The sequence below is a fragment of the Klebsiella sp. 7-CIP_Kleb. genome (genome assembly GCF_050378655.1).
GTDB classification, from domain to species: domain Bacteria; phylum Pseudomonadota; class Gammaproteobacteria; order Enterobacterales; family Enterobacteriaceae; genus Klebsiella; species Klebsiella quasipneumoniae.
Map to the genome: position 1 here is coordinate 1 of NZ_JBNRLJ010000006.1, position 24,162 is coordinate 24,162.

The window sequence follows — 24,162 nt, forward strand, 5'->3', positions numbered from 1 at the left end:
AGAGGTGTTGATGGTGATACCACGAGCTTTTTCTTCCGGCGCGTTATCGATCTGGTCGAATGCGCGAGCGGAACCACCGTAGGTTTTAGCCAGAACGGTAGTGATGGCAGCAGTCAGGGTAGTTTTACCATGGTCAACGTGGCCGATAGTACCAACGTTGACGTGCGGTTTTGTACGTTCAAATTTTTCTTTAGACACGGCTATATTCCTTACTATAGTGCTCTCCCCTTCGGAGAGAGCACGGGACTTAGGTTTTAATCCTGTGGATTATTTACCACGGGCTTCAATAACGGCCTGAGCAACGTTGTTCGGCGCATCATCATACTTCAGGAATTCCATGGTGTATGATGCACGACCTTTGGTCAGAGAACGCAGCTGAGTTGCATAACCGAACATTTCGGACAGCGGTACTTCAGCGTGGATCTTAACGCCGGTTACTTCGGATTCCTGACCGCGCAGCATACCGCGACGACGGCTCAAGTCACCGATAACGTCACCAGTGTTCTCTTCCGGAGTTTCTACTTCAACCTTCATGATCGGCTCAAGCAGAACTGGTTTTGCTTTCTTAAAGCCTTCTTTAAAGGCAATAGACGCAGCCAGTTTAAACGCCAGCTCAGAGGAGTCAACGTCGTGGTAAGAACCGAAGTGCAGACGGATACCCATATCAACTACCGGGTAACCTGCCAGCGGACCAGCTTTCAGCTGCTCCTGGATGCCTTTATCAACGGCCGGGATGTATTCGCCAGGAATTACACCACCTTTGATGTCGTTGATGAACTCGTAACCTTTCGGGTTAGAGCCCGGCTCCAGCGGGTACATGTCGATCACAACGTGACCGTACTGACCACGACCACCAGACTGCTTGGCGTGTTTACCTTCGATATCGGTAACTTTCGCGCGAATCGCTTCACGGTAAGCAACCTGAGGTTTACCGACGTTCGCTTCAACGTTGAATTCACGCTTCATACGGTCAACGATGATGTCGAGGTGCAGCTCACCCATACCGGCGATAATGGTCTGGTTAGACTCTTCGTCAGTCCATACGCGGAAAGACGGGTCTTCTTTAGCCAGACGACCCAGAGCCAGACCCATTTTTTCCTGGTCAGCTTTGGTTTTCGGCTCAACGGCGATGGAGATTACCGGCTCAGGGAATTCCATACGCTCCAGAATGATCGGCGCATCCGGGTCACACAGGGTGTCACCAGTAGTTACGTCTTTCAGACCGATTGCAGCAGCGATGTCGCCCGCGCGAACTTCTTTGATCTCTTCACGTTTGTTAGCGTGCATCTGTACGATACGACCGAAACGCTCACGTGCAGCTTTCACGGAGTTCAGTACGGTATCACCAGAGTTAACCACACCGGAGTACACGCGGAAGAAGGTCAGGTTGCCCACGAACGGGTCGGTAGCGATTTTGAACGCCAGTGCAGAGAACGGCTCGTCGTCGCTTGCGTGACGCTCAGCCGGAGTATCTTTACCGTCGTCCAGGATGCCGTTGATCGCCGGAACGTCAACCGGGGATGGCAGGTAGTCAACTACCGCATCCAGCATCGCCTGAACACCTTTGTTCTTGAACGCAGAACCACAGGTTACCAGGATGATTTCGTTGTTCAGAACGCGCTGACGCAGAGCTTTTTTGATCTCTTCTTCAGTCAGTTCTTCACCACCCAGGTATTTTTCCATCAGCTCTTCAGAAGCTTCAGCTGCGGACTCGATCAGGTTCTGGTGCCATTCGTCAGCCAGGTCCTGCATGTCAGCCGGGATATCTTCGTATTCGAAGGTTACGCCCTGGTCTGCATCGTTCCAGTTGATGGCTTTCATTTTCACCAGGTCAACAACGCCGGTGAAACCTTCTTCAGCACCAATTGCCAGCTGCAGCGGAACCGGGTTCGCGCCCAGACGGGTTTTGATCTGACCAACAACTTTCAGGAAGTTAGCGCCCATGCGGTCCATTTTGTTAACGAACGCGATGCGCGGAACTTTATATTTGTTTGCCTGACGCCATACGGTTTCAGACTGCGGCTGAACACCACCAACTGCGCAGTAAACCATTACCGCACCATCAAGAACACGCATGGAACGTTCTACTTCGATAGTGAAGTCAACGTGCCCCGGGGTGTCGATGATGTTTACACGGTGCGGTTCATACTGCTTAGCCATACCAGACCAGAATGCAGTAGTCGCAGCGGAAGTGATGGTGATACCACGTTCCTGCTCCTGCTCCATCCAGTCCATGGTAGCGGCGCCGTCATGAACTTCACCGATTTTGTGGTTTACACCGGTGTAGAACAGAATACGTTCGGTAGTAGTGGTTTTACCGGCGTCGATGTGCGCACTGATACCGATGTTACGGTAGCGTGCGATGGGTGTTGTACGAGCCATTTGATTCCTCGTTTATTTCTTTAGGCGTTCAGTTAAGTTATCCAGAGCGGGCGACTCATCTGAAGCGCCCGCCTGGTGACTATGACTCCGAAGGGATTACCAACGGTAGTGAGCGAACGCCTTGTTGGCTTCGGCCATACGGTGAACGTCTTCACGTTTCTTAACTGCAGTACCTTTGTTGTCTGCAGCATCAGTGAGTTCGTTCGCCAGGCGCAGAGCCATGGATTTATCACCGCGTTTACGAGCAGCTTCAACGATCCAACGCATTGCCAGGGCATTACGACGGACCGGACGAACTTCAACTGGAACCTGATAAGTAGAACCACCTACGCGGCGGGACTTAACTTCGACAGTCGGGCGCACGTTTTCGAGCGCAACTTCGAAGGCTTCCAGTTCAGATTTACCAGAACGCTGAGCCAGGGTCTCCAGCGCGCTGTATACGATAGTTTCTGCAGTAGATTTTTTACCATCTACCATCAGGATATTGACAAATTTAGCCAGCAGTTCTGATCCGAACTTCGGATCCGGCAGAATTTTACGCTGACCAATGACGCGACGACGTGGCATGGAAATACTCCGTTGTTAATTCAGGATTGTCCAAAACTCTAAGAGTTTAGTATGACATTAAGATAAATCAGTTTGGCCTTACTTAACGGAGAACCATTAAGCCTTAGGACGCTTCACGCCGTACTTGGAGCGAGCCTGCTTACGGTCTTTAACGCCGGAGCAGTCAAGCGCACCACGAACGGTGTGGTAACGAACACCCGGAAGGTCTTTAACACGACCGCCACGGATCAGGATCACGGAGTGCTCCTGCAGGTTGTGACCTTCACCACCGATGTAGGAGGTGACTTCGAAACCGTTAGTCAGACGCACACGGCAAACTTTACGCAGTGCGGAGTTCGGTTTCTTAGGAGTGGTGGTATATACGCGAGTACATACGCCACGTTTCTGCGGGCAGGCTTCCAGCGCTGGCACGTTGCTCTTTGCAACTTTGCGCGCGCGTGGTTTGCGTACCAGCTGGTTAATTGTTGCCATTAAATAGCTCCTGGTTTTAGCTTTTGCTTCGTAAACACGTAATAAATCGCCTCATATATTATGAGGACGCAGAATTTTAGGGCGGTGCCGAAAAGGTGTCAAGAAATATACAACGATCCCGCCATCACCAGGCCAACTGACCGGCATGTTTGACTGTGAGTCTGACGAAATCAGTATAGCTAACCCTGCCGACACTGTCCGCAATTTGACCAGTTAGCCCGCGGGCGTCAACGTCGTCTTGCAGCACGTAAAGGGTTATGGGGGCGGATTGCAGGATCTCAAGGAAGCGGCCGCCGGCGATAGCCGCCGCGACGCCATCAGACAGCAGTAACAGATCGTCACCTTGCTCCATCAAGCGAAGCATTGCTGCGATATCGGCATGCCAGGGAGAAACACTGAGCGTATGGAGCATGGGGGCCTCAGAAACGCAAAATCACATCAAATTCATGCAGACGGGCGCGCAGGGCATCCGGCGCCAGGCATTCGGCATCCACCACCCACGGGGTCGCGGGATCCAGGCCGCGCTCTCGCGCCGACTCGGCGCACAGCCAGCACTGGTCGATATCGTATAGCGACAGCAGTTTAAAGGTGGCGATGTAGTCGCGGGCCAGCACAGCACCAGGCCGCTGGGCGGGCAACAGCTGAAACACGCCGTCGCCTACGAAAAACACGCCAATCTCGTCGGTGAGGGCGGAGGTGGCTAATAAGGCATCGAGGCCTTCCCTGCCGGCGGCGCTGCCGTGCGGTGCGGAAGAAAAAACGAAAGCCACACGTTTCATCAGAACTGTACCATCCGATCGCAAGTGAGCGCCGCTTCCGCCAGCGCGCCAAGTCCGCTTAACGTAAAACCCGGCTGCAGATTATGGCCAGGCAGAGCGAGCTGTTGCGCTTCGCGTTCGTCCGTTACGCCACGACGCAGGGCGGCCGCCACGCAGATATGCAGCGCGACGCCGTGCTCATTGTGGAGGGATTGCCACCCGCGCACCAGATCGAACTCATCGCTGGCGGGCGCCGTCAACTGGTTAGCGTTAAGCACGCCTTCGCGATAGAAAAAAACGCACGCCAGCTCATGGCCTTCCTGCAGCACGGCCTGAGCAAATTGCCAGGCGCTGCTCGCCTGCTGCGTGCCATAGGCAGGTCCGGTCACCGTGAGGGCAAAACGCATTACTTATCCAGCCCCTGGAAATCACCGCTTTTGAACTGGCGAATATAGAGGTAGACGGTGTGCTTGGAGATATTCAGACGATCGGCCACCTGGTTAATGGCGTCTTTAATATCGAAGATCCCTTTCTCGTAGAGATTCAGCACGATTTGACGGTTTTTAGCATTGTTCGACACGCTGCGATCGGCATTCACCTCTTCGATGGTGAATTCCAGAGTCTGGGCGACCAGATCGTCAACCGAGGAAGCAAAGTTCACCGGCGAGTTAACCTCAGGCGTTTCTGGTGGAATAAAGGTGCTCATGATCTGCGAAAACGGCACATCCAGATTCATGTTGATGCACAACAGACCAATCACCCGGTGATCGCGGTTGCGGATGGCAATCGTCACCGACTTCATCAGGACGCCGCTTTTGGCGCGGGTAAAGTAGCATTTGGAAACGCTGCTATCGGCGCCCGTCATATCGTGCAGCATGCGCAGCGCAAGATCGGTAATCGGTGAACCGATTTGGCGGCCGGTATGTTCACCATTGGCGATACGGATGGCAGAGCATTTCAGATCCTGCAAAGAATGCAGCACGATTTCACAGTGCGAACCGATGAGCATCGCCAACCCGTCCACCACCGCTTCATAAGATTTAAGAATATCGAAATCGGTCTGGTCAAAGGGACGTTGATCCAGCAGGTCAAGCTCGCTGGTTTCGTTGGTTAAAAGCGACCTGGACATGAAAAAAAGCACTCCTTTTCAGGAGCCTGTCGTTATTGTCAGGGCAGGCTCATCATCATTATTAAGCTATCTAAAGTAATACAGCGCCTGAGGATCTTTCCAGTTTTAATTATATCTGCGCGCAATAAAAAAGCCGCCGCCTCTAACGAGACGGCGGCCTGAACCCGATTACTTCTTAGCGTCAGCTTTCGCGTCTGCGGCTTTCGCATCGCCAGCGGCTTCCGGCTGAGCATCTGCTTTCGGCGCCGGTTTGATATCCAGCAGCTCTACATCAAAGACCAGCGTGGAGTTGGCCGGGATCCCCGGGACGCCGGTTTTGCCGTAGGCCAGATCTGGCGGAATGACCAGCTTGATTTTGCCGCCTTTCTTGATGTTCTTCAGGCCTTCAGTCCAGCCCGGGATCACCCCGTCGAGACGGAAAGAGAGCGGCTCGCCGCGGGTATAAGAGTTATCAAACTCTTTGCCGTCGATCAGCGTACCTTTGTAGTTAACCACCACGGTGTCGCTGTCTTTAGGCGCATCGCCAGTGCCTTCTTTCTCGACTTTATACAGCAGGCCAGTCTTCGACGTTTTCACGCCCTTCTCTTTGGCAAAGCTGTCACGGAAAGCTTTACCTTTGGTTTCGTTCTCAGTAGCGTCTTTTTCCATTTTCTGCTGAGCTGCGGTCTTCACGCGCGTTTCAAAGGCCTGCAGAGTCTGTTCGATCTCCTGGTCGGACAGTTTGCTCTTATCGGCAAACGCGTCCTGTACGCCGGCGATCAGCTGGGCTTTATCCAGCTTAATGCCCAGTTTTTCTTGTTCTTTCAGGGAGTTTTCCATGTAACGCCCCAGGGACGCGCCCAGCGCATAGGCTGATTTCTGATCGTCATTTTTAAATGCCGATTTACTCTCAGCCGCCGGGGCTGCTTTCGCCGCGGTATCTGCAGCAAAGGTCAGCGGTGCATTCAGGGCGACGGCCATTGTGGTCGCCAGCAGCGTTACTTTAAACAGTGATTTCATCCATTTCTCCAGGGCCGGGGCCTCTCACCCCAGGGTTATCGTAAAAAGCAAAAAACGTACTATAGAACGTCGCCGTTAAAATCTACATACGGACGTTCCTGAATATCGCCTCTTTTAGGACTATTTTTGTATGAATAAGTTTCCTGTAGGACGCAGCGATGCTGCGCGCCGGGGGAAACTTAAGTAGAATCCGCCCGCAGGATCAGACTAAAGAGGTTACCCATGCACGATAGCACATTAGAAACGCGCCTTGCGGAGCTGGAAAGCCGGCTGGCGTTTCAGGAAATCACCATCGAAGACCTCAACAAAACCGTGACCGCCCACGAGATCGAGATGGCGAAGATGCGGGAGCATATGCGTCTGATGATCGAGAAGCTGAAGGCGACCCAACCCTCCCATATCGCCTCCCAGGCCGAAGAGACGCCACCGCCGCACTATTGAGGCGTAAAAAAAGCGGGTTTCCCCGCTTTTTGTCGTCTTCGTGCCGAGGCGCAAAGATTAGTGGCAGCCGCAGCCACCGTGGCCGCCGCAGCCGCCTTTACCATGGTCGTGGCCATGATCGTGGTCGTGACCGTGACCGCCGCAGCAGCCATCGTGACCATGATCGTGGTCGTGATCGTGACCATGCGCGCCGTGCACGTGACCGTGCTCCAGCTCTTCAGCGGTCGCTTCGCGGATGGCGACAACTTCCACATTGAACTTCAGGTTCTGGCCTGCCAGCATGTGGTTGCCATCAACCACAACGTGGTCGTCTTCAACTTCAGTGATTTCTACTGGTACCGGACCCTGATCGGTTTCCGCCAGGAAGCGCATGCCAACCTGCAGTTCATCAACGCCCATGAAGACGTCTTTCGGTACACGCTGCACCAGGTTTTCGTCATACTGACCGTAAGCGTCGTTAGCGCCGACGGCTACGTCAAATTTGTCGCCCACTTCGTGGCCATCCAGCGCGTTTTCCAGGCCGGAAATCAGGGAGCCGTGACCGTGCAGGTAATCCAGCGGCGCGCTTACCGGAGACTCATCAACCAACACACCGTCTTCTGTACGTACCTGATAGGCCAGGCTGACCACCAGGTCTTTTGCTACTTTCATGATATCTCCTGAGATGGGAAGAATAGTGGCGCAGATTGTAGCGGAATTCTGCTGCCGTGTACCCTTTAGCTTAAAAAAAGCCGACGGATAACGCTAGTCGGGATGAAAAATGCCAATCACCTGCTCCTCTTTGCGTACATGCTCACGGGCCTCTTTATCCGCCTCACGCATCTGATGACCGCACTTAACGCATTCAACAACATCGACATTATTCTCACGCCACATCGCCAGTGAATCCTGCGCCTGGCACGCCGGACATTTCGCCCCGGCAATAAAACGTTTACGCACTGCCATATGATTTACCTTTATTCAAACTCGTCCCAGCCGTCCAGCTGCCGGCTCTCTTTCTGCATTTCGCGCTGAAAAATCTCTTCCAGTTCGCGCCGGGCTTCCCGCACGCGTGATATCTGTACCGTATCAGTATGCACCGGCATTAACTCACGCAGCATTCGCATATCGAGGCGTCGGAAGTGCAGCTGCGCGCGCTGGGCCTGGTGAGGATGCATCCCCAGGGTAATGAGGGCTTTACGCCCCAGCTCAAGCGCACTGGAGAAAGTCTCACGAGAAAACTGCGTCACGCCGGCCTGCAGCAGCTCATGCGCCTCGACGCGCCCGCGAGCGCGGGCCAGGATGTGCAGATGTGGAAAGTGTTGTTGACACATCTCCACCAGCCGCATGGTGTCTTCCGGCTCATTACAGGTAATGACGATCGACTGCGCCTCCTCCGCCCCTGCCGAGCGCAGCAGCTCCAGCTGGGTAGCGTCACCAAAATAGACTTTATAGCCATAGTTGCGCATCAGATTTACCGCGCTGATGTCTCGCTCCAGCACCGTAATACGCATCTTATTAGCCATCAGCAGGCGACCGATGACCTGGCCGAAACGGCCAAAGCCAACAATAATCACCTGCGGTTTATCGTCCTCTACCCACGGCGCTTCATCGGTATCCTCCGCTGGATTCAGGCGTCGCGACAGTATCTTATCGATCCCTTTCATCAGCAGCGGCGTGGTCATCATCGACAAGGTGACGGCCACCAGCAGCAGCGCCATCTGGTCGTGCTGGAACAACCGCTGCGAGGCGGGCAGCGAAAAGAGGACAAACGCGAACTCGCCGCCCTGGCTTAATACGCCCGCAAACTGCATACGTTCGGAACTCCGCAGGCCATAGAGACGGGCCAGCAGATAAAGCACCAGCATTTTTACCGCCACCAGCACCGCCACGCTCACCGCCACCCACAGCAGATGGGTGTACAGCACGCCAAGGTTCAGCGCCATACCGACGGAGATAAAGAACAGCCCAAGCAGCAGCCCCTTGAACGGATCGATGGCGATCTCCAGTTCATGGCGATACTCGCTTTCCGCCAGCAGCACGCCGGCGATAAAGGTACCCAGCGCCATCGACAGCCCCAGCGCCTCCATAAACAGGGCGGATCCGAGGACCAGCAGCAGCGTGGCGGCAGTGAACACTTCCCTGACCCCGGAGCTGGCGATAAAGCGGAACACCGGCCGCAGCAGATAGCGTCCGCCAATCAGCATCCCGGCAAACGCCAGGACCTTCATGCCGACTGTCAGCCAGTTCACATGCTCATCCGCGGAACCAGCCAGCAGAGGCACCAGCGCCAGCGCCGGGATCACCGCCAGATCCTGAAACAGCAGGACCGAAAAGCCTAACTGCCCTGATTCGCTGCGGCTCATTCCCTTCTCGCGCATCAGCTGCAGTGCCATCGCGGTAGAGGACATCGCCAGGCCAATCCCGCCGACCACCGCCGCCTGCCATGAAAACCCTGTCGTCATCAACAGACCGCCGAGGATCGCCGCGCTGAGCATCACTTGCGCCGCGCCAACGCCGAAGATGGAGCTTCGCAGCCGCCATAGCTTGGCGGGATTGAGCTCCAGGCCGATGATAAACATCAGAAACACCACGCCGAGTTCAGAGAAATGGAGAATTTCATCCACATCGCTGATAAATCCGAGCCCCCACGGACCAATGGCGATCCCGGCCAGCAGATAGCCCAGCACCGCGCCAATCCCCAGTCTTGAAGCCAGAGGGACGGCGATGACGGCCGCGAACAAAAACAGCACCCCCGCCAGCAGCAGATCAAATCCCGCCATGGACACCTCCGGCGGCAAGGGGGTTGGCCAGCCAGTCCCGATAGGCCAGGGCGCGGCTGCGCAGCTCCTCTGGCTGCTGCCGCCGGGCCCAGTAGACAATGATGGGGCTCATCCAGTGCATACGGCACATACCGGCGGTCAGTTCAAAAGGACGCAGAATATCGTTCATCGGATAGCGATTTGCATCGCGACGGTAAGCGCTCTCTGGTTCGCCGGTGGTGATCACGCTGCGCCAGTACTTTCCCGCCAGTTCGTTCCCTCCGGCGCCGCTGGCGAAGCCGCGGCTTAAGACACGATCCAGCCATTCTTTGAGCAGCGCAGGACAGCTCCAGGTATATAAAGGATGCTGGAAAACAATCACCTCATGCTGGCGCAGCAGGTCCTGTTCGTGAGCAATATCGATAAAAAAATCCGGATAGTGCGCGTAGAGATCGTGCACGGTGACGTTCGGCAACTGTAAGGCGGGTTGTAATAAAACCCGGTTGGCCACGGAATCCTGAGATTCTGGGTGGGCATACAGCAGCAACACTTTCGCTGTCTGAGACATCATTCCCCTCCCGTAGGTCTTCTGGCGGCCTGCACAGCCCCGGCTTTTTGACACAGCCAGAATGACTTTGTGTATCGTCTTCGTTTTGGGCTACCATGGCGGCCCGGTGAAGCGATTCGCTTCCAAACTACATTATCATAATGACAAATTAACATAGTCTGAACATACGGCGCCTTATGATTGTTTTCTCCTCGTTACAAATTCGTCGCGGCGTACGCGTACTGCTGGACAACGCCACCGCTACCATCAACCCTGGCCAGAAGGTCGGTCTGGTGGGGAAAAACGGCTGCGGGAAATCGACGCTGCTATCGCTTTTGAAAAACGAGATAAGCGCTGACGGCGGCAGTATGACCTTTCCCGGCAACTGGCAGCTGGCCTGGGTGAATCAGGAAACCCCGGCCCTGCCGCAGCCGGCAATCGATTATGTCATTGACGGCGATCGTGAATATCGCCAGCTGGAAGCCGCGCTCCAGCAGGCTAACGAGCGCAACGACGGCCATGCCATCGCCACCGTCCACGGCAAGCTGGACGCCATCGACGCCTGGACCATCCGCTCCCGCGCCGCCAGCCTGCTGCACGGCCTGGGTTTTAGCAATGAACAGCTTGAGCGGCCGGTCAGCGATTTTTCCGGCGGCTGGCGTATGCGCCTTAACCTCGCGCAGGCGCTGATCTGCCGCTCCGATCTGCTGCTGCTCGATGAACCGACTAACCACCTCGACCTTGATGCGGTGATCTGGCTGGAGAAGTGGCTGAAGGGCTACACGGGGACGCTGATCCTGATCTCCCACGATCGCGATTTCCTCGATCCTATCGTCGACAAAATTATCCACATCGAACAGCAGACGATGTTTGAGTACACCGGCAACTACAGTTCGTTTGAAGTGCAGCGCGCCACCCGGCTCGCTCAGCAGCAGGCGATGTACGAAAGCCAGCAGCAGCGTGTCGCGCATCTGCAAAGCTATATCGATCGCTTCCGCGCCAAAGCCACCAAAGCCAAGCAGGCGCAGAGCCGTATTAAAATGCTGGAGCGGATGGAGCTCATCGCCCCGGCGCACGTGGATAACCCGTTCCACTTCAGCTTCCGCCAGCCGGAGAGCCTGCCTAACCCGCTGCTGAAGATGGAGAAAGTCAGCGCCGGCTATGGCGAGCGTATTATCCTCGACTCCATCAAGCTCAATCTGGTGCCGGGGTCGCGTATCGGCCTGCTGGGCCGCAACGGCGCCGGGAAATCGACGCTGATTAAGCTCCTGGCTGGCGAACTCCAGCCCGTAAGCGGGGAGATCGGCCTCGCCAAAGGCATCAAGCTCGGCTACTTCGCCCAGCATCAGCTGGAGTTTCTGCGCGCCGATGAGTCGCCGCTGCAGCACCTGGCGCGCCTGGCGCCGCAGGAGCTGGAGCAGAAGCTGCGCGATTATCTGGGCGGCTTTGGTTTCCAGGGCGATAAGGTCAGCGAAGAGACCCGCCGCTTCTCCGGTGGAGAAAAGGCGCGTCTGGTGCTGGCCCTGATCGTCTGGCAGCGCCCTAACCTGCTGCTGCTCGACGAACCGACCAACCATCTCGACCTCGATATGCGTCAGGCTTTAACCGAAGCGCTGATCGACTTTGAAGGGGCGCTGGTGGTCGTATCGCACGATCGCCACCTGATCCGCTCCACCACCGACGATCTGTACCTTGTCCACGATGGCAAAGTCGAACCGTTCGACGGCGATCTGGAAGATTATCAGCAGTGGCTCAGCGACTCGCAAAAACAGGAGTCCCAGAGCGGCGACGCGCCAAAAGAGAGCGGCAACAGCGCGCAAGCGCGCAAAGACCAGAAGCGTCGGGAAGCGGAGCTACGCAGCCAGACCCAACCGCTGCGCAAAGAGATCGCCCGTCTGGAAAAAGAGATGGATAAGCTCAACGCGCAGCTGGCCAGTGCAGAAGAGAAACTTGGCGACAGCGAACTCTACGACGCCTCGCGTAAAGCAGAACTAACTGAATGCCTGCAGCAGCAGGCCAGCGCGAAATCCGGGTTGGAGGAGTGCGAAATGGCCTGGCTGGAGGCACAGGAGCAGCTGGAGCGCATGCTTCAGGAAGGCTAATCGCCGCGTCATCATTCTGCCTGCGCCTACTATGGCGCGGGCAGAGTGTATTTCTGCCCGCCCTCGCGGTCTGGCCATCAGTGACATCAATGGTTTGTTGTGGTGTAACCTGGCTTCACTGGCCACAAGACCACATATTGGCTAACTCCTGCGCGCCCTGCGCGGTATAGTCATCATCACGTTTATTAATTATTCTGGTGCTATGGTTGAAATCATCCCCACAGACATGACGCCCCCCGAAAACGATTCGCGTGAGTTCCATCCCATGCGCGGCGTGGGCAATCGTCATCTGCAAACCATGCTGCCGCGGCTGATCCGCCGTAAATTGCGCTTTACCCCGCACTGGCAGCGCCTTGAGCTGCCAGACGGCGATTTTGTCGATCTCGCCTGGAGCGAAGACCCGCACCAGGCGTGCCACAAGCCGCGCCTCGTCGTCTTTCATGGTCTGGAAGGGAGTCTGCACAGCCCGTATGCCCATGGACTGATCCACGCGGCGATGCAGCGCGGCTGGCTTGGCGTAGTCATGCATTTTCGCGGCTGCAGCGGCGAACCTAACCGCAATCACCGCATCTATCACTCCGGCGAAACGGAAGATGGCACCTGGTTTCTGCACTGGCTGCAGCGCGAGTTTGGCCCCGCGCCGACCGCCGCCGTCGGCTATTCGCTGGGCGGCAATATGCTGGGCTGCCTGCTGGCAGAAGAAGGCGACCGCTGCCCGCTGGATGCGGCGGTGATCGTCTCCGCGCCTTTCATGCTGGAAGCCTGCAGCTATCATATGGATAAGGGCTTCTCGCGGGTTTATCAGCGCTACCTGCTCAATCTGTTAAAAGCCAACGCCTCACGCAAGCTGAAAGCGTATCCTGGCTCGCTGCCCGTCGATTTACGTCAGCTCAAAGGGATGCGCCGCATCCGGGAATTTGACGATATGATCACCGCCAAAATCCATGGCTTTGCCGATGCGCTGGATTACTACCGGCAATGCAGCGCCATGCCGCGGCTCAGCGATATCACTAAGCCGACGCTCATCATTCACGCGAAAGACGATCCGTTTATGGACCACCATTCCATTCCCCCGCAGGAACAACTGCCGGCGAACGTCGAGTATCAATTGACTGAACAAGGCGGCCACGTTGGCTTCGTCGGCGGCACCCTGCGTAAACCGGAGATGTGGCTGGAAAGACGCATTCCCGACTGGTTAAACCGCTGGCTGGAGGTTCCCGTATGATTATTCCCTGGCAGGATCTGGATCCCGAAACGCTGGATAACCTGATTGAAAGCTTTGTGTTACGTGAAGGCACCGATTATGGTGAACATGAACGTTCACTTGCCGATAAAGTCGCCGATGTAAAACAGCAGCTGAAACGCGGAGAGGCAGTCCTCGTGTGGTCGGAACTGCATGAGACGGTCAATATTATGCCGCGCGCCCTGTTTAACGGCTAAGGCGACGCCACTACATCGTTTAACCAGGGAGTTGTTATGTCTGCCAAACATCCGGTGATCGCCGTCACAGGCTCCAGCGGCGCGGGCACTACCACCACCAGCCTCGCCTTTCGCAAAATCTTCGCGCAGCTAAATCTGCACGCTGCGGAGGTGGAAGGCGACAGCTTTCATCGCTACACCCGCCCGGAAATGGACATGGCGATCCGCAAAGCGCGGGATCAGGGCAAACATATCAGCTACTTTGGCCCGGAGGCGAACGACTTCGGTCTGCTGGAACAGACCTTTGTCGACTATGGCCGCCATGGCAAAGGTCAGTCGCGTAAATACCTCCACACCTATGACGAAGCCGTGCCGTGGAATCAGGTGCCGGGAACCTTCACCCCGTGGCAGCCGCTGCCGGAGCCGACGGACGTGCTGTTCTATGAGGGGCTGCACGGCGGGGTTGTCACGCCGCAGCATGATGTCGCCAGCCATGTCGACCTGCTGGTCGGGGTCGTGCCTATCGTTAATCTCGAGTGGATACAGAAACTCATTCGCGACACCAGCGAGCGCGGCCACTCCCGGGAGGCGGTGATGGACTCCGTCGTCCGATCGATGGAAGATTACATCAACTTCATCACCCCGCAGTTTTCCCGCACCCACATCAACTTTCAGCGCGTGCCGACGGTGGACACCTCCAACCCGTTTGCCGCGAAAGCGATCCCCTCTCTGGACGAGAGCTTTGTGGTGATCCATTTCCGCAATCTGCAGAACATCGACTTCCCCTGGCTGCTGGCGATGCTACAGGGCTCGTTTATCTCGCACATGAACACTCTGGTGGTGCCGGGCGGTAAAATGGGGCTGGCGATGGAGCTTATTATGGCGCCGCTGGTCGAACGCCTGATGGAAGGCCGCAAGATCGGCTAACAGAAGAAACCCCGGCCAGGCCGGGGTTAAGAAAATTCACAACAGCAGGCGAAGACTACGCCTCGATCACTTCATAGGAATGGGTGATCTTCACCGCTTTTTCCAGCATCAGCGCCACCGAGCAGTATTTCTCTGCCGACAGATCCACCGCACGGGAGACCGCGGCATCTTTCAGCGCCTTACCGGTGACGATAAAGTGCAGATTAATATGCGTGAACAGGCGCGGCGCCTCTTCCCGGCGTTCAGAGGTCAGCTTCACTTCGCAGTTAGTCACCTCATGGCGACCTTTTTGCAAAATGGAGACCACATCGATCGCACTGCAACCGCCCGCCGCCATCAGCACCATTTCCATCGGACTGGGCGCCTTATCCCCGGAGTTGCCATCCATCAGAATCTGGTGTCCTGACGCGGACTCCCCGATAAAGGTTAACCCTTCAACCCATTTCACACGCGCTTGCATAAAATTTAACTCCAGTATCGCAATATTCTTGTCAGATTACGCGCACATAACAATTCTCGCAACGGAAGGCGACCTGCGTCATGCTGAAGCGAGACACCAGGAGACATGCGGCGAAAGCTATGCTAAAACAGTCTGGATGCTACAGTAATACATTGATGTACTGCATGTATGCAGAGGAGTTCACATTACGGGCTGTCGAAAAATCATCAGCCAGCTTCCCAGGTATAGGGAAACAATACGATTGCATGCCCGGACGCCGTGTAGTGTCGGCGCCCGGAGATAGCTTATAACAGAGGATAACCGCGCATGGTGCTTGGCAAACCGCAAACAGACCCTACCCTTGAATGGTTCTTGTCTCATTGCCACATTCATAAGTACCCATCAAAGAGCACGCTGATCCACCAGGGTGAGAAAGCAGAAACGCTGTACTACATCGTTAAAGGCTCCGTGGCTGTACTCATCAAGGATGAAGAAGGTAAAGAGATGATCCTCTCCTACCTCAACCAGGGCGATTTCATCGGTGAATTAGGCCTGTTTGAAGAGGGTCAGGAGCGTAGCGCCTGGGTACGGGCGAAAACCGCATGTGAAGTGGCCGAAATCTCTTATAAGAAATTCCGTCAGCTGATCCAGGTGAACCCGGACATTCTGATGCGTCTCTCTTCGCAAATGGCTCGCCGTCTGCAGGTGACGTCTGAGAAAGTGGGCAACCTCGCCTTCCTCGACGTGACGGGCCGTATCGCCCAGACGCTGCTGAACCTGGCGAAGCAACCCGATGCCATGACCCACCCGGACGGTATGCAAATTAAAATTACCCGTCAGGAAATTGGTCAGATCGTCGGCTGCTCTCGTGAAACCGTTGGCCGTATTTTGAAAATGCTGGAAGATCAGAACCTGATTTCCGCCCACGGTAAAACTATCGTCGTCTACGGTACCCGTTAAGTTGCTAAGCGGCGTATTGCTCCTGCAGTACGCCGTTTTTGTTTTTCCCTCATGTGGCGCAGGCTGATTTACCACCCGGAAGTTAACTATGCACTGCGGCAAACGCTGGTGCTGTGTCTGCCTGTGGCCATCGGTCTTCTGCTCGGCCATCTCCAGCAGGGGCTCCTGTTCTCCTTAGTCCCCGCCTGCTGCAACATCGCCGGCCTCGACACCCCGCATAAGCGCTTTTTTAAACGTCTGATTATCGGCGGCTGTCTGTTTGCCGGATGCAGCCTGGTGGTGCAGCTGCTGCTCGCCCAGGCGATTCCCCTGCCGCTTATTCTCAGCGGCCTGGCGCTATTGCTCGGCGTCACCGCGGAGATCAGTTCGCTGCACGCGCGCCTGCTGCCCGCGTCGCTGATCGCCGCCATTTTTACTCTCAGCCTGGCGGGCAATATGCCCATCTGGGAGCCGCTGCTGATCTACGTCTTCGGCACGCTATGGTACGGCGTGTTTAACTGGTTCTGGTTCTGGCTGTGGCGTGAACAGCCGCTGCGGGAGTCGCTCAGTCTGCTCTACCGGGAACTGGCCAATTATTGCGAAGCCAAATATAGCCTGTTGACCCAGCATACCGATCCCTCGACCGCCCTGCCGCCGCTGCTCATCCGCCAGCAGAAGGTGGTCGATTTAATCACCCAGTGCTATCAGCAGATGCATATGCTGGCCGCCAACCAACGTAACGACCACAAACGTCTTCTGCGGGCGTTCCAGATGGGGCTGGATCTACAGGAGCATATTTCGGTCAGCCTGCATCAGCCGGAAGAGGTGCAAAAACTGGTAGAACGCAGCCATGCCGAAGCGGTGATCCGCTGGAACGCGCAGACCGTCGCCGCCCGTCTGCGGGTGCTGGCGGATGACATGCTCTATCATCGCTTTCCGCAGCGCTTCCAGATGGATAAACAGATCGGCGCCCTGGAAAAGATCGCCCGCCAGCATCCGGACAACCCGGTCGGCCACTTCTGCGCCTGGCACTTCAGCCGCATCGCCCGGGTGCTGCATACCCAGCGCCCGCTGTATGCCCGGGATCTGATGGCTGACAAAGAGCGTCGTTTACCGCTGTTTCCCGCGCTAAAAAACTATCTTTCGCTGAAATCGCCCGCGCTGCGCAATGCCGCCCGCATCAGCGTGATGCTGAGCATCGCCAGCCTGATGGGCAACGCCCTGCATTTGCCGAAGCCCTACTGGATCCTGATGACGGTGCTCTTTGTTACCCAGAATGGCTATGGCGCCACGCGGGTTCGTATTGTCCACCGGGCGGCGGGGACGCTCGCCGGCCTGATCATCGCCGGGCTGACCTTGCACTTTCACGTTCCGGAGAGCTACACCCTGAGCGGGATGCTGCTGATCACACTGCTCAGCTATCTGATTATCCGCAAACACTATGGCTGGGCGATGGTGGGCTTTACGGTGACGGCGGTATATACCCTGCAGCTGCTGACGCTCAACGGCGAACAGTTTATTATCGCCCGGCTGATCGACACGCTGATCGGCTGCCTGATCGCCTTCGGCGGGATGGTCTGGCTGTGGCCGCAGTGGCAGAGCGGCCTGCTGAAAAAAAACGCCCACGATGCGCTGGAGGCCGACCAGCAGGCGATTCGCCTGATCCTCAGCCCCGATCCCAAAGCGCCCGCGCTGGCCTATCAACGTATGCGCGTTAATCAGGCGCACAACGCGCTCTACAACTCCCTGAATCAGGCGATGCAGGAGCCGGGGTTCAATACCCACTACCTGGAAGATATGAAGCTATGGGTGACGCACAGCCAGTTTATCGTCGAACATATCAACGCCATGACCACCCTGGCCCGGGAGCATACGATGCTCACCCCGGATCTTGCCCAGCGCTATCTCGAATCCTGTGAGATTGCCCTGCAGCGCTGTCAGCAGCGGCTGGACAGCGATGGCCCCGGCAGCACAGGGGATGTCAATATTATGGAGTCACCGGAAAGCGAGGTGCCGATCGGTCCGTTAAGCACCCTGGAGCAGCATCTGCAACGCATTCTGGGCCATCTGAACACCATGCACACTATCTCGTCTGTAGCATGGCGTCAGCGGCCGCATCATGGCATCTGGCTACGGAAGATCAGCCGTTAATCACCTTTGCCACGGCCTGGGCAAAGCGTGCCATCCCCTCGGCGATATCCTGCTCTTCGATGATCAGCGAGGGAACAAAACGCATCACGTCCGGCCCGGCGTTAAGCACCATGACGCCGGCTTCCGCAGCGGCATAGAGAAAATCGCGCGCGCGGCCCTTGTGCTGCGGCTTAAGTTCGGCGCCAATCAGCAGGCCCATCCCGCGAATATCACTGAACAGATCAAACTCGGCATCCAGCTGCTGCAGGTGTTTGACGAACAGTTCGCGTTTCGCGTTCACGCCATCCAGCACCGCCGGAGTATTGATCAGATCGAAAGCGGCGTTGGCGACCGCGCAGGCCAGCGGGTTGCCGCCATAGGTTGACCCATGGGAACCGGCATGGAAGGCGCTGGCGATCTCGTGGGTGGTCAACATGGCGCTGACCGGGAAACCGCCGCCTAGCGCTTTCGCGCTGGTGAGAATATCCGGGGTTACGCCATAGTGCATATAGGCGAACAGCGATCCGGTACGCCCCATACCACACTGCACTTCATCAAAGACTAACAGCGCCTGGTGCTGATCGCACAGTTCGCGCAGCCCCTGCAGGAACGCCGGCGTTGCTGCCGTCACGCCGCCCTCGCCCTGAATCGGCTCCACCACCACCGCGCAGGTGTGGTCATCCATCACCGCTTTTACCGCCTGCAGGTCGTTGAAGGGAACATGGACAATATCCGCCGGTTTAGGGCCGAAACCATCGGAGTACTTCGGCTGCCCACCGACCGAGACGGTAAACAGAGAGCGGCCATGAAAGGCATTATGGAAGGCGATGATTTTGGTTTTATATGGGCTATGGCGGGTCACCGCATAGTGACGCGCCAGCTTAAAGGCTGTTTCATTGGCTTCGGTACCGGAGTTCATAAACACCACTCGCTCGGCGAAGGTGGCATCGACAAGCTTACGTCCCAGGCGCAGCGCTGGCTCATTGGTAAAGACGTTGCTGGTATGCCACAGCGTTTCGCCCTGCTCGTGAAGCGCCGCCACCAGCGCCGGGTGGCAATGGCCCAGCGCCGTCACCGCGATACCGCCGGCGAAATCAATATACTCTTTGCCCTGCTGATCCCAGACGCGGCTGCCTTTCCCCTTTACCGGGATGAATTCTGCCGGTGCATAAATTGGCAAAATAACTTCATCGAATGTGGCGCGGGTGATTGCCGGTTGTTCAGTTGCCATGTCTTGCCCATCCCTCTTCGTTATGCAGATATGATTATGATAATATAATCACAAAATATGCATAAAAAGTCAGTCAATGGCAACCGAAATCACCGCTTAATAAAGTTCGCCAGCAATTGATGGCCCTGTTCGCTAAGGATGCTTTCCGGATGGAACTGCACGCCCTCGAGATCCCAGTCGCGATGACGGATCCCCATAATCTCACCGCTGGCGCTGCGGGCGGTGACGATAAACTCAGGTGGCAGCGTCGGCGGGTCAATCACCAGCGAATGATAGCGGGTCACCGTCAGAGGATTATTCAGCTCCTGAAACACCCCTTCGCCGTTATGCTCGATAAGCGAAGTTTTTCCATGCATCACCTGCGCCGCCCGCACAATGGTCGCGCCAAACGCCTGGGCTATCGCCTGATGCCCGAGGCAGACGCCCAGCAGCGGCGTTTTCCCTGCATAGTGACGGATTACTGAGAGGGAAATCCCCGCTTCATCCGGCGTACAGGGACCGGGCGAAATCACCATCTTCTCCGGCGCCAGCGACGCTATCTCCTCCAGCGTCAACGCATCGTTGCGCTTGACCAGCACTTCCGCCCCCAGTTCGCAAAAGTACTGATACAGATTCCAGGTGAAAGAGTCATAGTTATCGATAAGCAGGATCATAGCGGCTCCGGAACAATCAAACCGGGCTATTCTACTCAGATTCCCGCGCTTCGCTTACCACTTTGCGAAAGATCGCCGCCAGCGGGTCCGGATCGCCCATCGCGCCCTGCTGGCAGGCGTTACTCCAGGCGGCAGGATCGACGTCACGCCAGTCAAGAAGGTAGCCGGCATGTATCGCCAGCTGTTCAAAGAAAATGCGCTGGGTTAGGCCATTGCCGAGACGAAAAGGGTGCAGCACATTAATTTCACCATAGAACCAGCTCAGGCGTTCGATAAAGGTATCCCGCGGCAGGCCGCAGAGATAATCCTCCTGCTCCAGGGCCTGCATCAGGGCGTTCCCTTCCTCTTCGATGCGGGCAAAGTGACAGAACGGCGTATCGCCCAGGTAGAGGTTCACTTCACGCAGCCTACCCGCCCAGTCAAACAGATCCTGATACAGCTGATGATGAATAGCGCACAGATAGGGTAAGCCGCGCACCCGCGGACCCAGCGGCAGGGTAGCCGCCCGCAGCGATGTCATCTCCAGGGCAGCCTGCTGCAGAGTGTTGGCCTGGCGGATGCCGAGGCGGTTGCGCAGGACGTTCAGGGCCGGATAGAGGTAAGGATCGCGTTCATCGCCAAATTTATCGCTCATACTCCCTCCGCAGCGTCGCGAGGCGCGCCTGCGCCTCCTCGGCAGTCAGCGTAACCAGTGGCACCGATACGCCTTCGAGGCGACGGCTGGCCTGAAAATTGCTATTACGTGTCTGTTCCCAGAGTCGGGATTTTTGCTTATCGGTGAGTGGACGCATCGTCGCCCCCTTATCGTCCCCTGTGTGCCACAAGTATAAGCAGCAATTACAGGTTATGCCGGGAGGCAACCGGCGCGGCGATAGACTACCGCGCCGTGGGAAGATTAGGGCAGCACTTTCGCAGAGAGGATAACAACCGGTTTAGTCGGCACATTCTGGTATGGGCCGACGTTATGGGTCTGAACCTGGGAGATCTTATCCGCAACGTCCATGCCTTTCACTACCTTGCCAAACACCGCATAGCCAAAGTCGCGCTGGCCATGGTCGAGGAAGGCGTTATCCGCCACGTTGATGAAGAACTGGCTGGTGGCGCTATCCTGATCGGCGGTACGCGCCATGGCGATGGTGCCGCGGGTGTTGCGCAGGCCGTTGTCTGCTTCATTTTTGATCGGCGGGTTAGGCTGTTTCTGCTGCATCTGCTCGTTGAAGCCGCCGCCCTGCACCATGAATCCCGGGATCACGCGATGGAAGGTAGTGTTGTTGTAGAAGCCGCTGTTAACGTACTTCAGGAAGTTATCCACGGAAATCGGGGCTTTCTGGCTGTTTAACTCAAGCTCAATGTTACCTGCCGAGGTGGTCAGCAGCACATGCGGATCGCCCTTTGCCGCCATGGCCGGGGAGAACGCTGAAATGGCGAAAACGGCAGCCATCGCCGCCAGTGTTGATTTGAGCATGGAAAATCCTTAACGGAGCAGAATAAAAGCGAGTGCCTTGATTCTAAAGAGCCTTTGCATCCTGGGCCAGCCTTTTACCAAATTTTACTTAGCTGTAATAATTGTAACCGCGCAAACGTTCTCCCTGGCGTCGAAAAAACGTGATTCAAGTCACATTAAAACATGCAAAAGATAACGTATTTCACAATAAACATTTAATTACATCACCTGAACGACTAAAATCTGTCCGCCCGGCGCGGCGTCAACGCGCTTTACCTTTCTATTCACAGGCCAGTCATGACTAACAGCAACCGTATTAAGCTCACATGGATCAGCTTCTTCTCCTACGCCCTGACCGGCGCGTTGGTGATCGTCACCGGGATGGTGATGGGTAACATTGCGGATTATTTCCATCTGCCCGTTTCCAGTATGAGCAACACCTTTACCTTTCTGAACGCCGGTATTCTGATCTCCATCTTCCTCAATGCCTGGCTGATGGAGATCGTGCCGCTGAAAACTCAGCTGCGTTTTGGCTTTATTTTGATGGTGCTGGCGGTGGCCGGCCTGATGCTCAGCCACAGCCTGGCGCTGTTCTCCGCATCAATGTTCGTTCTCGGCCTGGTGAGCGGGATCACCATGTCGATCGGGACCTTCCTGATCACCCATATGTATGAAGGCCGTCAGCGCGGGGCGCGTCTGCTGTTTACCGACTCCTTCTTTAGCATGGCGGGAATGATTTTCCCGATGGTCGCTGCGGTCCTGCTGGCGCGCAGCATCGAGTGGTACTGGGTCTACGCCTGTATCGGTCTGGTGTATGTCGCTATTTTCGTCCTGACATTCGGCTGTGACTTCCCGGTACTCGGCAAAAAAGCGCAGAGCGAAAACAGCCAGCCGGTGGTGAAAGAGAAGTGGGGCATCGGCGTGCTGTTCCTCTCCGTCGCGGCGCTGTGCTATATCCTCGGTCAGCTGGGCTTTATCTCCTGGGTACCGGAATATGCCAAGAGCCTTGGCATGAGCCTCGGCGATGCCGGTAAGCTGGTGAGCGATTTCTGGATGTCCTACATGATCGGCATGTGGTCATTCAGCTTTATCCTGCGCTTCTTCGACCTGCAGCGCATCTTAACCGTCCTCGCCGGCCTCGCGACGGTGCTGATGTACCTGTTTATCAATGGTTCGCCGGAGCATATGCCGTGGTTTATTCTGACCCTGGGCTTCTTCTCCAGCGCCATCTACACCTCGATCATCACGCTCGGTTCGCAGCAAACTAAAGTCGCTTCACCAAAGCTGGTGAACTTTATCCTCACCTGCGGCACCATCGGCACCATGCTGACTTTCGTGGTCACCGGCCCGATTGTGGCAGCCAGCGGTCCGCTGGCCGCGCTGCACACCGCTAACGGCCTCTACGCCGTGGTGTTCGTGATGTGCTTTATCCTCGGCTTCGTCTCCCGTCACCGCCAGAACAACGCTCAGGCGGCGTCTCACTAAGCCTTCGGCCCCTTTGCGTCCGCAAGGGGGCTGTTTCTCATAAAAGAAAGCTCCTTGCCACCGCGGTCGGTCTGGATCCAGGTTTGCGCCAGTTGGGTGGTCGCAATCACCCTTCCCTCGCGAATTGACCAGCGCACCGGCACCTGGCAGCGTACCGCCTCAAAGCCATTCTCCGCCGGCAGAATGATCAGGTTAGCCGGATTGCCGCTGACGATGCCGTAATCCGTCAGGCCAAACGTGCGGGCGCTGTTGTCGGTGACAAGCTGCAGGCCGTCGTTAATTTGCTGGTAGCCCATCAGCTGGCAAACGTGGAGCCCCATATGCAGGACCTGCAGCATATTACCGGTCCCCAGCGGGTACCACGGGTCAAAGACATCATCATGACCAAAGCAAACGTTGATCCCCGCCGCCATCAGCTCCTTCACCCGGGTAATGCCTCGTCGCTTCGGGTAGTCGTCAAACCGGCCCTGTAGATGAATATTGACCAGCGGATTGGCGACAAAATTGATGCCGGAGAGCTTAAGCAGGCGGAACAAGCGCGAGGTATAAGCGCCATTATAGGAGTGCATGGCGGTGGTATGGCTGGCCGTCACCCGCGGACCTATTCCCGCTTTTAACGCCAGCGCGGCAACGGTTTCCACAAAGCGCGACTGTTCGTCGTCAATTTCATCGCAGTGAATATCCAGCGGGCGGTCATATTTCCGCGCCAGCCGGAAAGCGATATGCAGCGATTCCACCCCATATTCACGGGTGAACTCAAAGTGCGGGATCGCCCCGACGACATCCGCCCCCAGCTTCAGGGCCTCTTCCAGCAGCGCCTCGCCGTTGGGGTAAGAGAGGATCCCCTCCTGCGGAAAAGCGACAATCTGCAGCTCGACCCATGGCGCCACCTCCTGTTTGACCTCCAGCATCGCCTTCAGCGCCGTCAACGTCGGATCGGAGACATCGACATGGGTACGGACAAACTGCACGCCATTGGCGATCTGCCACTTGAGAGTTTTCCACGCCCGGGCTTTAACGTCTTCATGGCTGAGCAGCGCTTTCCGCTCCGCCCAGCGCTCAATCCCCTCAAACAGAGTGCCGGACTGGTTCCAGTTTGGCTCGCCGGCCGTCTGGGTGGTATCCAGATGGATATGCGGCTCAATAAAAGGCGGGATCGCCAGCCCGCCGCGAGCGTTCAACACTTCGTAGCTTTCGTCCCGCGCCTCCCCCATCGGCGTGATCTCGCCAAAGCGCCCCTTATCTATCGCTATCTGCCACAGGCCGTCGCGGTCTGCCAGGCGTACGTTCTGAATCAACCAAAGCGGCGCTGCTGTCATATCAACCTCTCCATTCAATACGGCTTGTTTTCTACTCAA

General features: G+C 56.4%; 28 protein-coding genes. 8 read left to right on the top strand and 20 right to left on the bottom strand.

Annotated elements, in window-relative coordinates:
• The 9 genes from ACQUTI_RS18995 to fkpA form a co-directional block, all read right to left on the bottom strand.
• On the bottom strand, positions 1–198 hold a 198-nt coding region (locus ACQUTI_RS18995), incomplete at its 3' end, for a GTP-binding protein (RefSeq protein ID WP_032440645.1).
• 69 nt (positions 199–267) lie between these two features.
• Entirely contained in the window at positions 268–2,382 is a 2,115-nt protein-coding gene (gene fusA, locus ACQUTI_RS19000; protein WP_004202222.1) for an elongation factor G, read from the bottom strand.
• A 96-nt stretch (positions 2,383–2,478) separates the two neighbouring features.
• Entirely contained in the window at positions 2,479–2,949 is a 471-nt protein-coding gene (rpsG, locus tag ACQUTI_RS19005; protein ID WP_002920113.1) for a 30S ribosomal protein S7, read from the bottom strand.
• Between the two features lie 96 nt (positions 2,950–3,045).
• Complete coding sequence (rpsL, locus tag ACQUTI_RS19010; protein WP_002920115.1) at positions 3,046–3,420, bottom strand: 30S ribosomal protein S12; 375 nt, start codon at positions 3,418–3,420, stop codon at positions 3,046–3,048.
• A gap of 124 nt (positions 3,421–3,544) precedes the next feature.
• Positions 3,545–3,832, bottom strand: coding sequence for a sulfurtransferase complex subunit TusB (tusB, locus tag ACQUTI_RS19015; protein ID WP_004202221.1), 288 nt, complete (start codon positions 3,830–3,832; stop codon positions 3,545–3,547).
• Between the two features lie 7 nt (positions 3,833–3,839).
• Complete coding sequence (gene tusC / locus ACQUTI_RS19020; RefSeq protein WP_004202220.1) at positions 3,840–4,199, bottom strand: sulfurtransferase complex subunit TusC; 360 nt, start codon at positions 4,197–4,199, stop codon at positions 3,840–3,842.
• Entirely contained in the window at positions 4,199–4,585 is a 387-nt protein-coding gene (gene tusD, locus ACQUTI_RS19025) for a sulfurtransferase complex subunit TusD (protein ID WP_004202218.1), read from the bottom strand. The genes tusC and tusD overlap by 1 nt, the downstream gene beginning before the upstream one ends.
• Positions 4,585–5,307 carry a helix-turn-helix transcriptional regulator gene (locus ACQUTI_RS19030; protein WP_002920130.1) on the bottom strand — a complete coding sequence of 241 codons (723 nt, stop codon included), beginning with the start codon at positions 5,305–5,307 and terminating at the stop codon, positions 4,585–4,587. The genes tusD and ACQUTI_RS19030 overlap by 1 nt, the downstream gene beginning before the upstream one ends.
• 168 nt (positions 5,308–5,475) lie before the next feature.
• Positions 5,476–6,306 carry an FKBP-type peptidyl-prolyl cis-trans isomerase gene (gene fkpA, locus ACQUTI_RS19035; protein WP_004202215.1) on the bottom strand — a complete coding sequence of 277 codons (831 nt, stop codon included), beginning with the start codon at positions 6,304–6,306 and terminating at the stop codon, positions 5,476–5,478.
• 222 nt (positions 6,307–6,528) lie between these two features.
• Here fkpA and ACQUTI_RS19040 point away from each other — a divergent pair, with 222 nt between their 5' ends.
• On the top strand, positions 6,529–6,747 hold the full coding sequence (locus ACQUTI_RS19040) for a protein SlyX (protein WP_002920136.1): 219 nt from the start codon (positions 6,529–6,531) through the stop codon (positions 6,745–6,747).
• 57 nt (positions 6,748–6,804) lie between these two features.
• Here ACQUTI_RS19040 and slyD read toward each other — a convergent pair whose 3' ends face one another.
• From slyD to kefG, 4 genes are all read right to left on the bottom strand, one after another.
• Entirely contained in the window at positions 6,805–7,398 is a 594-nt protein-coding gene (gene slyD / locus ACQUTI_RS19045) for a peptidylprolyl isomerase (RefSeq protein WP_004202213.1), read from the bottom strand.
• 93 nt (positions 7,399–7,491) lie between these two features.
• Positions 7,492–7,692: a YheV family putative zinc ribbon protein gene (locus tag ACQUTI_RS19050; RefSeq protein WP_002920143.1), complete on the bottom strand. Its 201-nt coding sequence runs from the start codon at positions 7,690–7,692 to the stop codon at positions 7,492–7,494.
• Positions 7,693–7,703: 11 nt separating this feature from the next.
• Positions 7,704–9,509: a glutathione-regulated potassium-efflux system protein KefB gene (gene kefB, locus ACQUTI_RS19055; RefSeq protein ID WP_004202210.1), complete on the bottom strand. Its 1,806-nt coding sequence runs from the start codon at positions 9,507–9,509 to the stop codon at positions 7,704–7,706.
• The gene (gene kefG, locus ACQUTI_RS19060; RefSeq protein ID WP_004202208.1) at positions 9,496–10,059 is read right to left on the bottom strand and encodes a glutathione-regulated potassium-efflux system ancillary protein KefG; all 564 of its coding nucleotides are present in this window, start codon (positions 10,057–10,059) and stop codon (positions 9,496–9,498) included. Before kefG ends, kefB begins: the two co-directional genes overlap by 14 nt.
• A 173-nt stretch (positions 10,060–10,232) precedes the next feature.
• Between kefG and ACQUTI_RS19065 the strand changes: the two genes are divergently transcribed.
• The 4 genes from ACQUTI_RS19065 (at position 10,233) to ACQUTI_RS19080 (ending at position 14,483) form a co-directional block, all read left to right on the top strand.
• Positions 10,233–12,137, top strand: coding sequence for an ABC transporter ATP-binding protein (locus tag ACQUTI_RS19065; RefSeq protein ID WP_017899944.1), 1,905 nt, complete (start codon positions 10,233–10,235; stop codon positions 12,135–12,137).
• Between the two features lie 226 nt (positions 12,138–12,363).
• Positions 12,364–13,362, top strand: coding sequence for a hydrolase (locus ACQUTI_RS19070; RefSeq protein WP_072140368.1), 999 nt, complete (start codon positions 12,364–12,366; stop codon positions 13,360–13,362).
• Complete coding sequence (locus tag ACQUTI_RS19075) at positions 13,359–13,577, top strand: YheU family protein (RefSeq protein ID WP_002920151.1); 219 nt, start codon at positions 13,359–13,361, stop codon at positions 13,575–13,577. Before ACQUTI_RS19070 ends, ACQUTI_RS19075 begins: the two co-directional genes overlap by 4 nt.
• A gap of 36 nt (positions 13,578–13,613) precedes the next feature.
• Complete coding sequence (locus tag ACQUTI_RS19080; RefSeq protein WP_004202201.1) at positions 13,614–14,483, top strand: phosphoribulokinase; 870 nt, start codon at positions 13,614–13,616, stop codon at positions 14,481–14,483.
• A 55-nt stretch (positions 14,484–14,538) separates the two neighbouring features.
• On the opposite strand, the gene ACQUTI_RS19085 is transcribed toward ACQUTI_RS19080, so the two are convergent.
• Positions 14,539–14,943, bottom strand: a complete 405-nt coding sequence (locus ACQUTI_RS19085; RefSeq protein WP_004202200.1) for an OsmC family protein — start codon at positions 14,941–14,943, stop codon at positions 14,539–14,541.
• Positions 14,944–15,249: 306 nt separating this feature from the next.
• On the opposite strand from ACQUTI_RS19085, the gene crp reads away from it, so the two are divergent.
• Positions 15,250–15,882 carry a cAMP-activated global transcriptional regulator CRP gene (gene crp, locus ACQUTI_RS19090; protein WP_000242758.1) on the top strand — a complete coding sequence of 211 codons (633 nt, stop codon included), beginning with the start codon at positions 15,250–15,252 and terminating at the stop codon, positions 15,880–15,882.
• A gap of 51 nt (positions 15,883–15,933) precedes the next feature.
• Positions 15,934–18,012 carry a YccS/YhfK family putative transporter gene (locus ACQUTI_RS19095; protein WP_004202199.1) on the top strand — a complete coding sequence of 693 codons (2,079 nt, stop codon included), beginning with the start codon at positions 15,934–15,936 and terminating at the stop codon, positions 18,010–18,012.
• On the opposite strand, the gene argD is transcribed toward ACQUTI_RS19095, so the two are convergent.
• From argD to ppiA, 5 genes are all read right to left on the bottom strand, one after another.
• Entirely contained in the window at positions 18,002–19,222 is a 1,221-nt protein-coding gene (argD, locus tag ACQUTI_RS19100) for a bifunctional acetylornithine/succinyldiaminopimelate transaminase (protein WP_004202198.1), read from the bottom strand. The genes ACQUTI_RS19095 and argD overlap by 11 nt on opposite strands.
• Before the next feature lie 89 nt (positions 19,223–19,311).
• Positions 19,312–19,875 (bottom strand): aminodeoxychorismate synthase component 2, encoded by a 564-nt coding sequence (pabA, locus tag ACQUTI_RS19105; RefSeq protein ID WP_065878821.1) that lies wholly within the window; start codon positions 19,873–19,875, stop codon positions 19,312–19,314.
• A gap of 31 nt (positions 19,876–19,906) precedes the next feature.
• Positions 19,907–20,509: a putative adenosine monophosphate-protein transferase Fic gene (locus ACQUTI_RS19110; protein WP_043522618.1), complete on the bottom strand. Its 603-nt coding sequence runs from the start codon at positions 20,507–20,509 to the stop codon at positions 19,907–19,909.
• Positions 20,499–20,666 carry a YhfG family protein gene (locus ACQUTI_RS19115; RefSeq protein ID WP_004202194.1) on the bottom strand — a complete coding sequence of 56 codons (168 nt, stop codon included), beginning with the start codon at positions 20,664–20,666 and terminating at the stop codon, positions 20,499–20,501. Before ACQUTI_RS19115 ends, ACQUTI_RS19110 begins: the two co-directional genes overlap by 11 nt.
• Before the next feature lie 104 nt (positions 20,667–20,770).
• Complete coding sequence (ppiA, locus tag ACQUTI_RS19120) at positions 20,771–21,340, bottom strand: peptidylprolyl isomerase A (RefSeq protein WP_002920238.1); 570 nt, start codon at positions 21,338–21,340, stop codon at positions 20,771–20,773.
• Positions 21,341–21,616: 276 nt separating this feature from the next.
• On the opposite strand from ppiA, the gene tsgA reads away from it, so the two are divergent.
• A complete protein-coding gene (tsgA, locus tag ACQUTI_RS19125) occupies positions 21,617–22,804 on the top strand; it encodes an MFS transporter TsgA (protein WP_004202192.1) in 1,188 nt (395 codons plus the stop codon).
• On the opposite strand, the gene ACQUTI_RS19130 is transcribed toward tsgA, so the two are convergent.
• On the bottom strand, positions 22,801–24,123 hold the full coding sequence (locus tag ACQUTI_RS19130; protein ID WP_240709000.1) for a cytosine deaminase: 1,323 nt from the start codon (positions 24,121–24,123) through the stop codon (positions 22,801–22,803). The genes tsgA and ACQUTI_RS19130 overlap by 4 nt on opposite strands.
• Positions 24,124–24,162 lie beyond the last annotated feature (39 nt).

Bases quoted from the DNA above. Each gene is read 5' to 3' on its own strand.
- ACQUTI_RS19095 (WP_004202199.1), top strand. From the start codon at position 15,934: ATGTGGCGCAGGCTGATTTACCACCCGGAAGTTAACTATGCACTGCGG.
- kefG (WP_004202208.1), bottom strand. From the start codon at position 10,059: ATGATGTCTCAGACAGCGAAAGTGTTGCTGCTGTATGCCCACCCAGAA.
- ACQUTI_RS19065 (WP_017899944.1), top strand. From the start codon at position 10,233: ATGATTGTTTTCTCCTCGTTACAAATTCGTCGCGGCGTACGCGTACTG.
- ACQUTI_RS19070 (WP_072140368.1), top strand. From the start codon at position 12,364: ATGACGCCCCCCGAAAACGATTCGCGTGAGTTCCATCCCATGCGCGGC.
- tsgA (WP_004202192.1), top strand. From the start codon at position 21,617: ATGACTAACAGCAACCGTATTAAGCTCACATGGATCAGCTTCTTCTCC.
- slyD (WP_004202213.1), bottom strand. From the start codon at position 7,398: ATGAAAGTAGCAAAAGACCTGGTGGTCAGCCTGGCCTATCAGGTACGT.
- argD (WP_004202198.1), bottom strand. From the start codon at position 19,222: ATGGCAACTGAACAACCGGCAATCACCCGCGCCACATTCGATGAAGTT.
- ACQUTI_RS19075 (WP_002920151.1), top strand. From the start codon at position 13,359: ATGATTATTCCCTGGCAGGATCTGGATCCCGAAACGCTGGATAACCTG.
- tusC (WP_004202220.1), bottom strand. From the start codon at position 4,199: ATGAAACGTGTGGCTTTCGTTTTTTCTTCCGCACCGCACGGCAGCGCC.
- rpsL (WP_002920115.1), bottom strand. From the start codon at position 3,420: ATGGCAACAATTAACCAGCTGGTACGCAAACCACGCGCGCGCAAAGTT.
- crp (WP_000242758.1), top strand. From the start codon at position 15,250: ATGGTGCTTGGCAAACCGCAAACAGACCCTACCCTTGAATGGTTCTTG.
- pabA (WP_065878821.1), bottom strand. From the start codon at position 19,875: ATGATCCTGCTTATCGATAACTATGACTCTTTCACCTGGAATCTGTAT.
- tusD (WP_004202218.1), bottom strand. From the start codon at position 4,585: ATGCGTTTTGCCCTCACGGTGACCGGACCTGCCTATGGCACGCAGCAG.
- ACQUTI_RS19110 (WP_043522618.1), bottom strand. From the start codon at position 20,509: ATGAGCGATAAATTTGGCGATGAACGCGATCCTTACCTCTATCCGGCC.
- tusB (WP_004202221.1), bottom strand. From the start codon at position 3,832: ATGCTCCATACGCTCAGTGTTTCTCCCTGGCATGCCGATATCGCAGCA.
- rpsG (WP_002920113.1), bottom strand. From the start codon at position 2,949: ATGCCACGTCGTCGCGTCATTGGTCAGCGTAAAATTCTGCCGGATCCG.
- ACQUTI_RS19085 (WP_004202200.1), bottom strand. From the start codon at position 14,943: ATGCAAGCGCGTGTGAAATGGGTTGAAGGGTTAACCTTTATCGGGGAG.
- ACQUTI_RS19080 (WP_004202201.1), top strand. From the start codon at position 13,614: ATGTCTGCCAAACATCCGGTGATCGCCGTCACAGGCTCCAGCGGCGCG.
- ACQUTI_RS19115 (WP_004202194.1), bottom strand. From the start codon at position 20,666: ATGCGTCCACTCACCGATAAGCAAAAATCCCGACTCTGGGAACAGACA.
- ACQUTI_RS19050 (WP_002920143.1), bottom strand. From the start codon at position 7,692: ATGGCAGTGCGTAAACGTTTTATTGCCGGGGCGAAATGTCCGGCGTGC.
- ACQUTI_RS19130 (WP_240709000.1), bottom strand. From the start codon at position 24,123: ATGACAGCAGCGCCGCTTTGGTTGATTCAGAACGTACGCCTGGCAGAC.
- ACQUTI_RS19040 (WP_002920136.1), top strand. From the start codon at position 6,529: ATGCACGATAGCACATTAGAAACGCGCCTTGCGGAGCTGGAAAGCCGG.
- ppiA (WP_002920238.1), bottom strand. From the start codon at position 21,340: ATGCTCAAATCAACACTGGCGGCGATGGCTGCCGTTTTCGCCATTTCA.
- kefB (WP_004202210.1), bottom strand. From the start codon at position 9,509: ATGGCGGGATTTGATCTGCTGCTGGCGGGGGTGCTGTTTTTGTTCGCG.
- fusA (WP_004202222.1), bottom strand. From the start codon at position 2,382: ATGGCTCGTACAACACCCATCGCACGCTACCGTAACATCGGTATCAGT.
- ACQUTI_RS19030 (WP_002920130.1), bottom strand. From the start codon at position 5,307: ATGTCCAGGTCGCTTTTAACCAACGAAACCAGCGAGCTTGACCTGCTG.
- fkpA (WP_004202215.1), bottom strand. From the start codon at position 6,306: ATGAAATCACTGTTTAAAGTAACGCTGCTGGCGACCACAATGGCCGTC.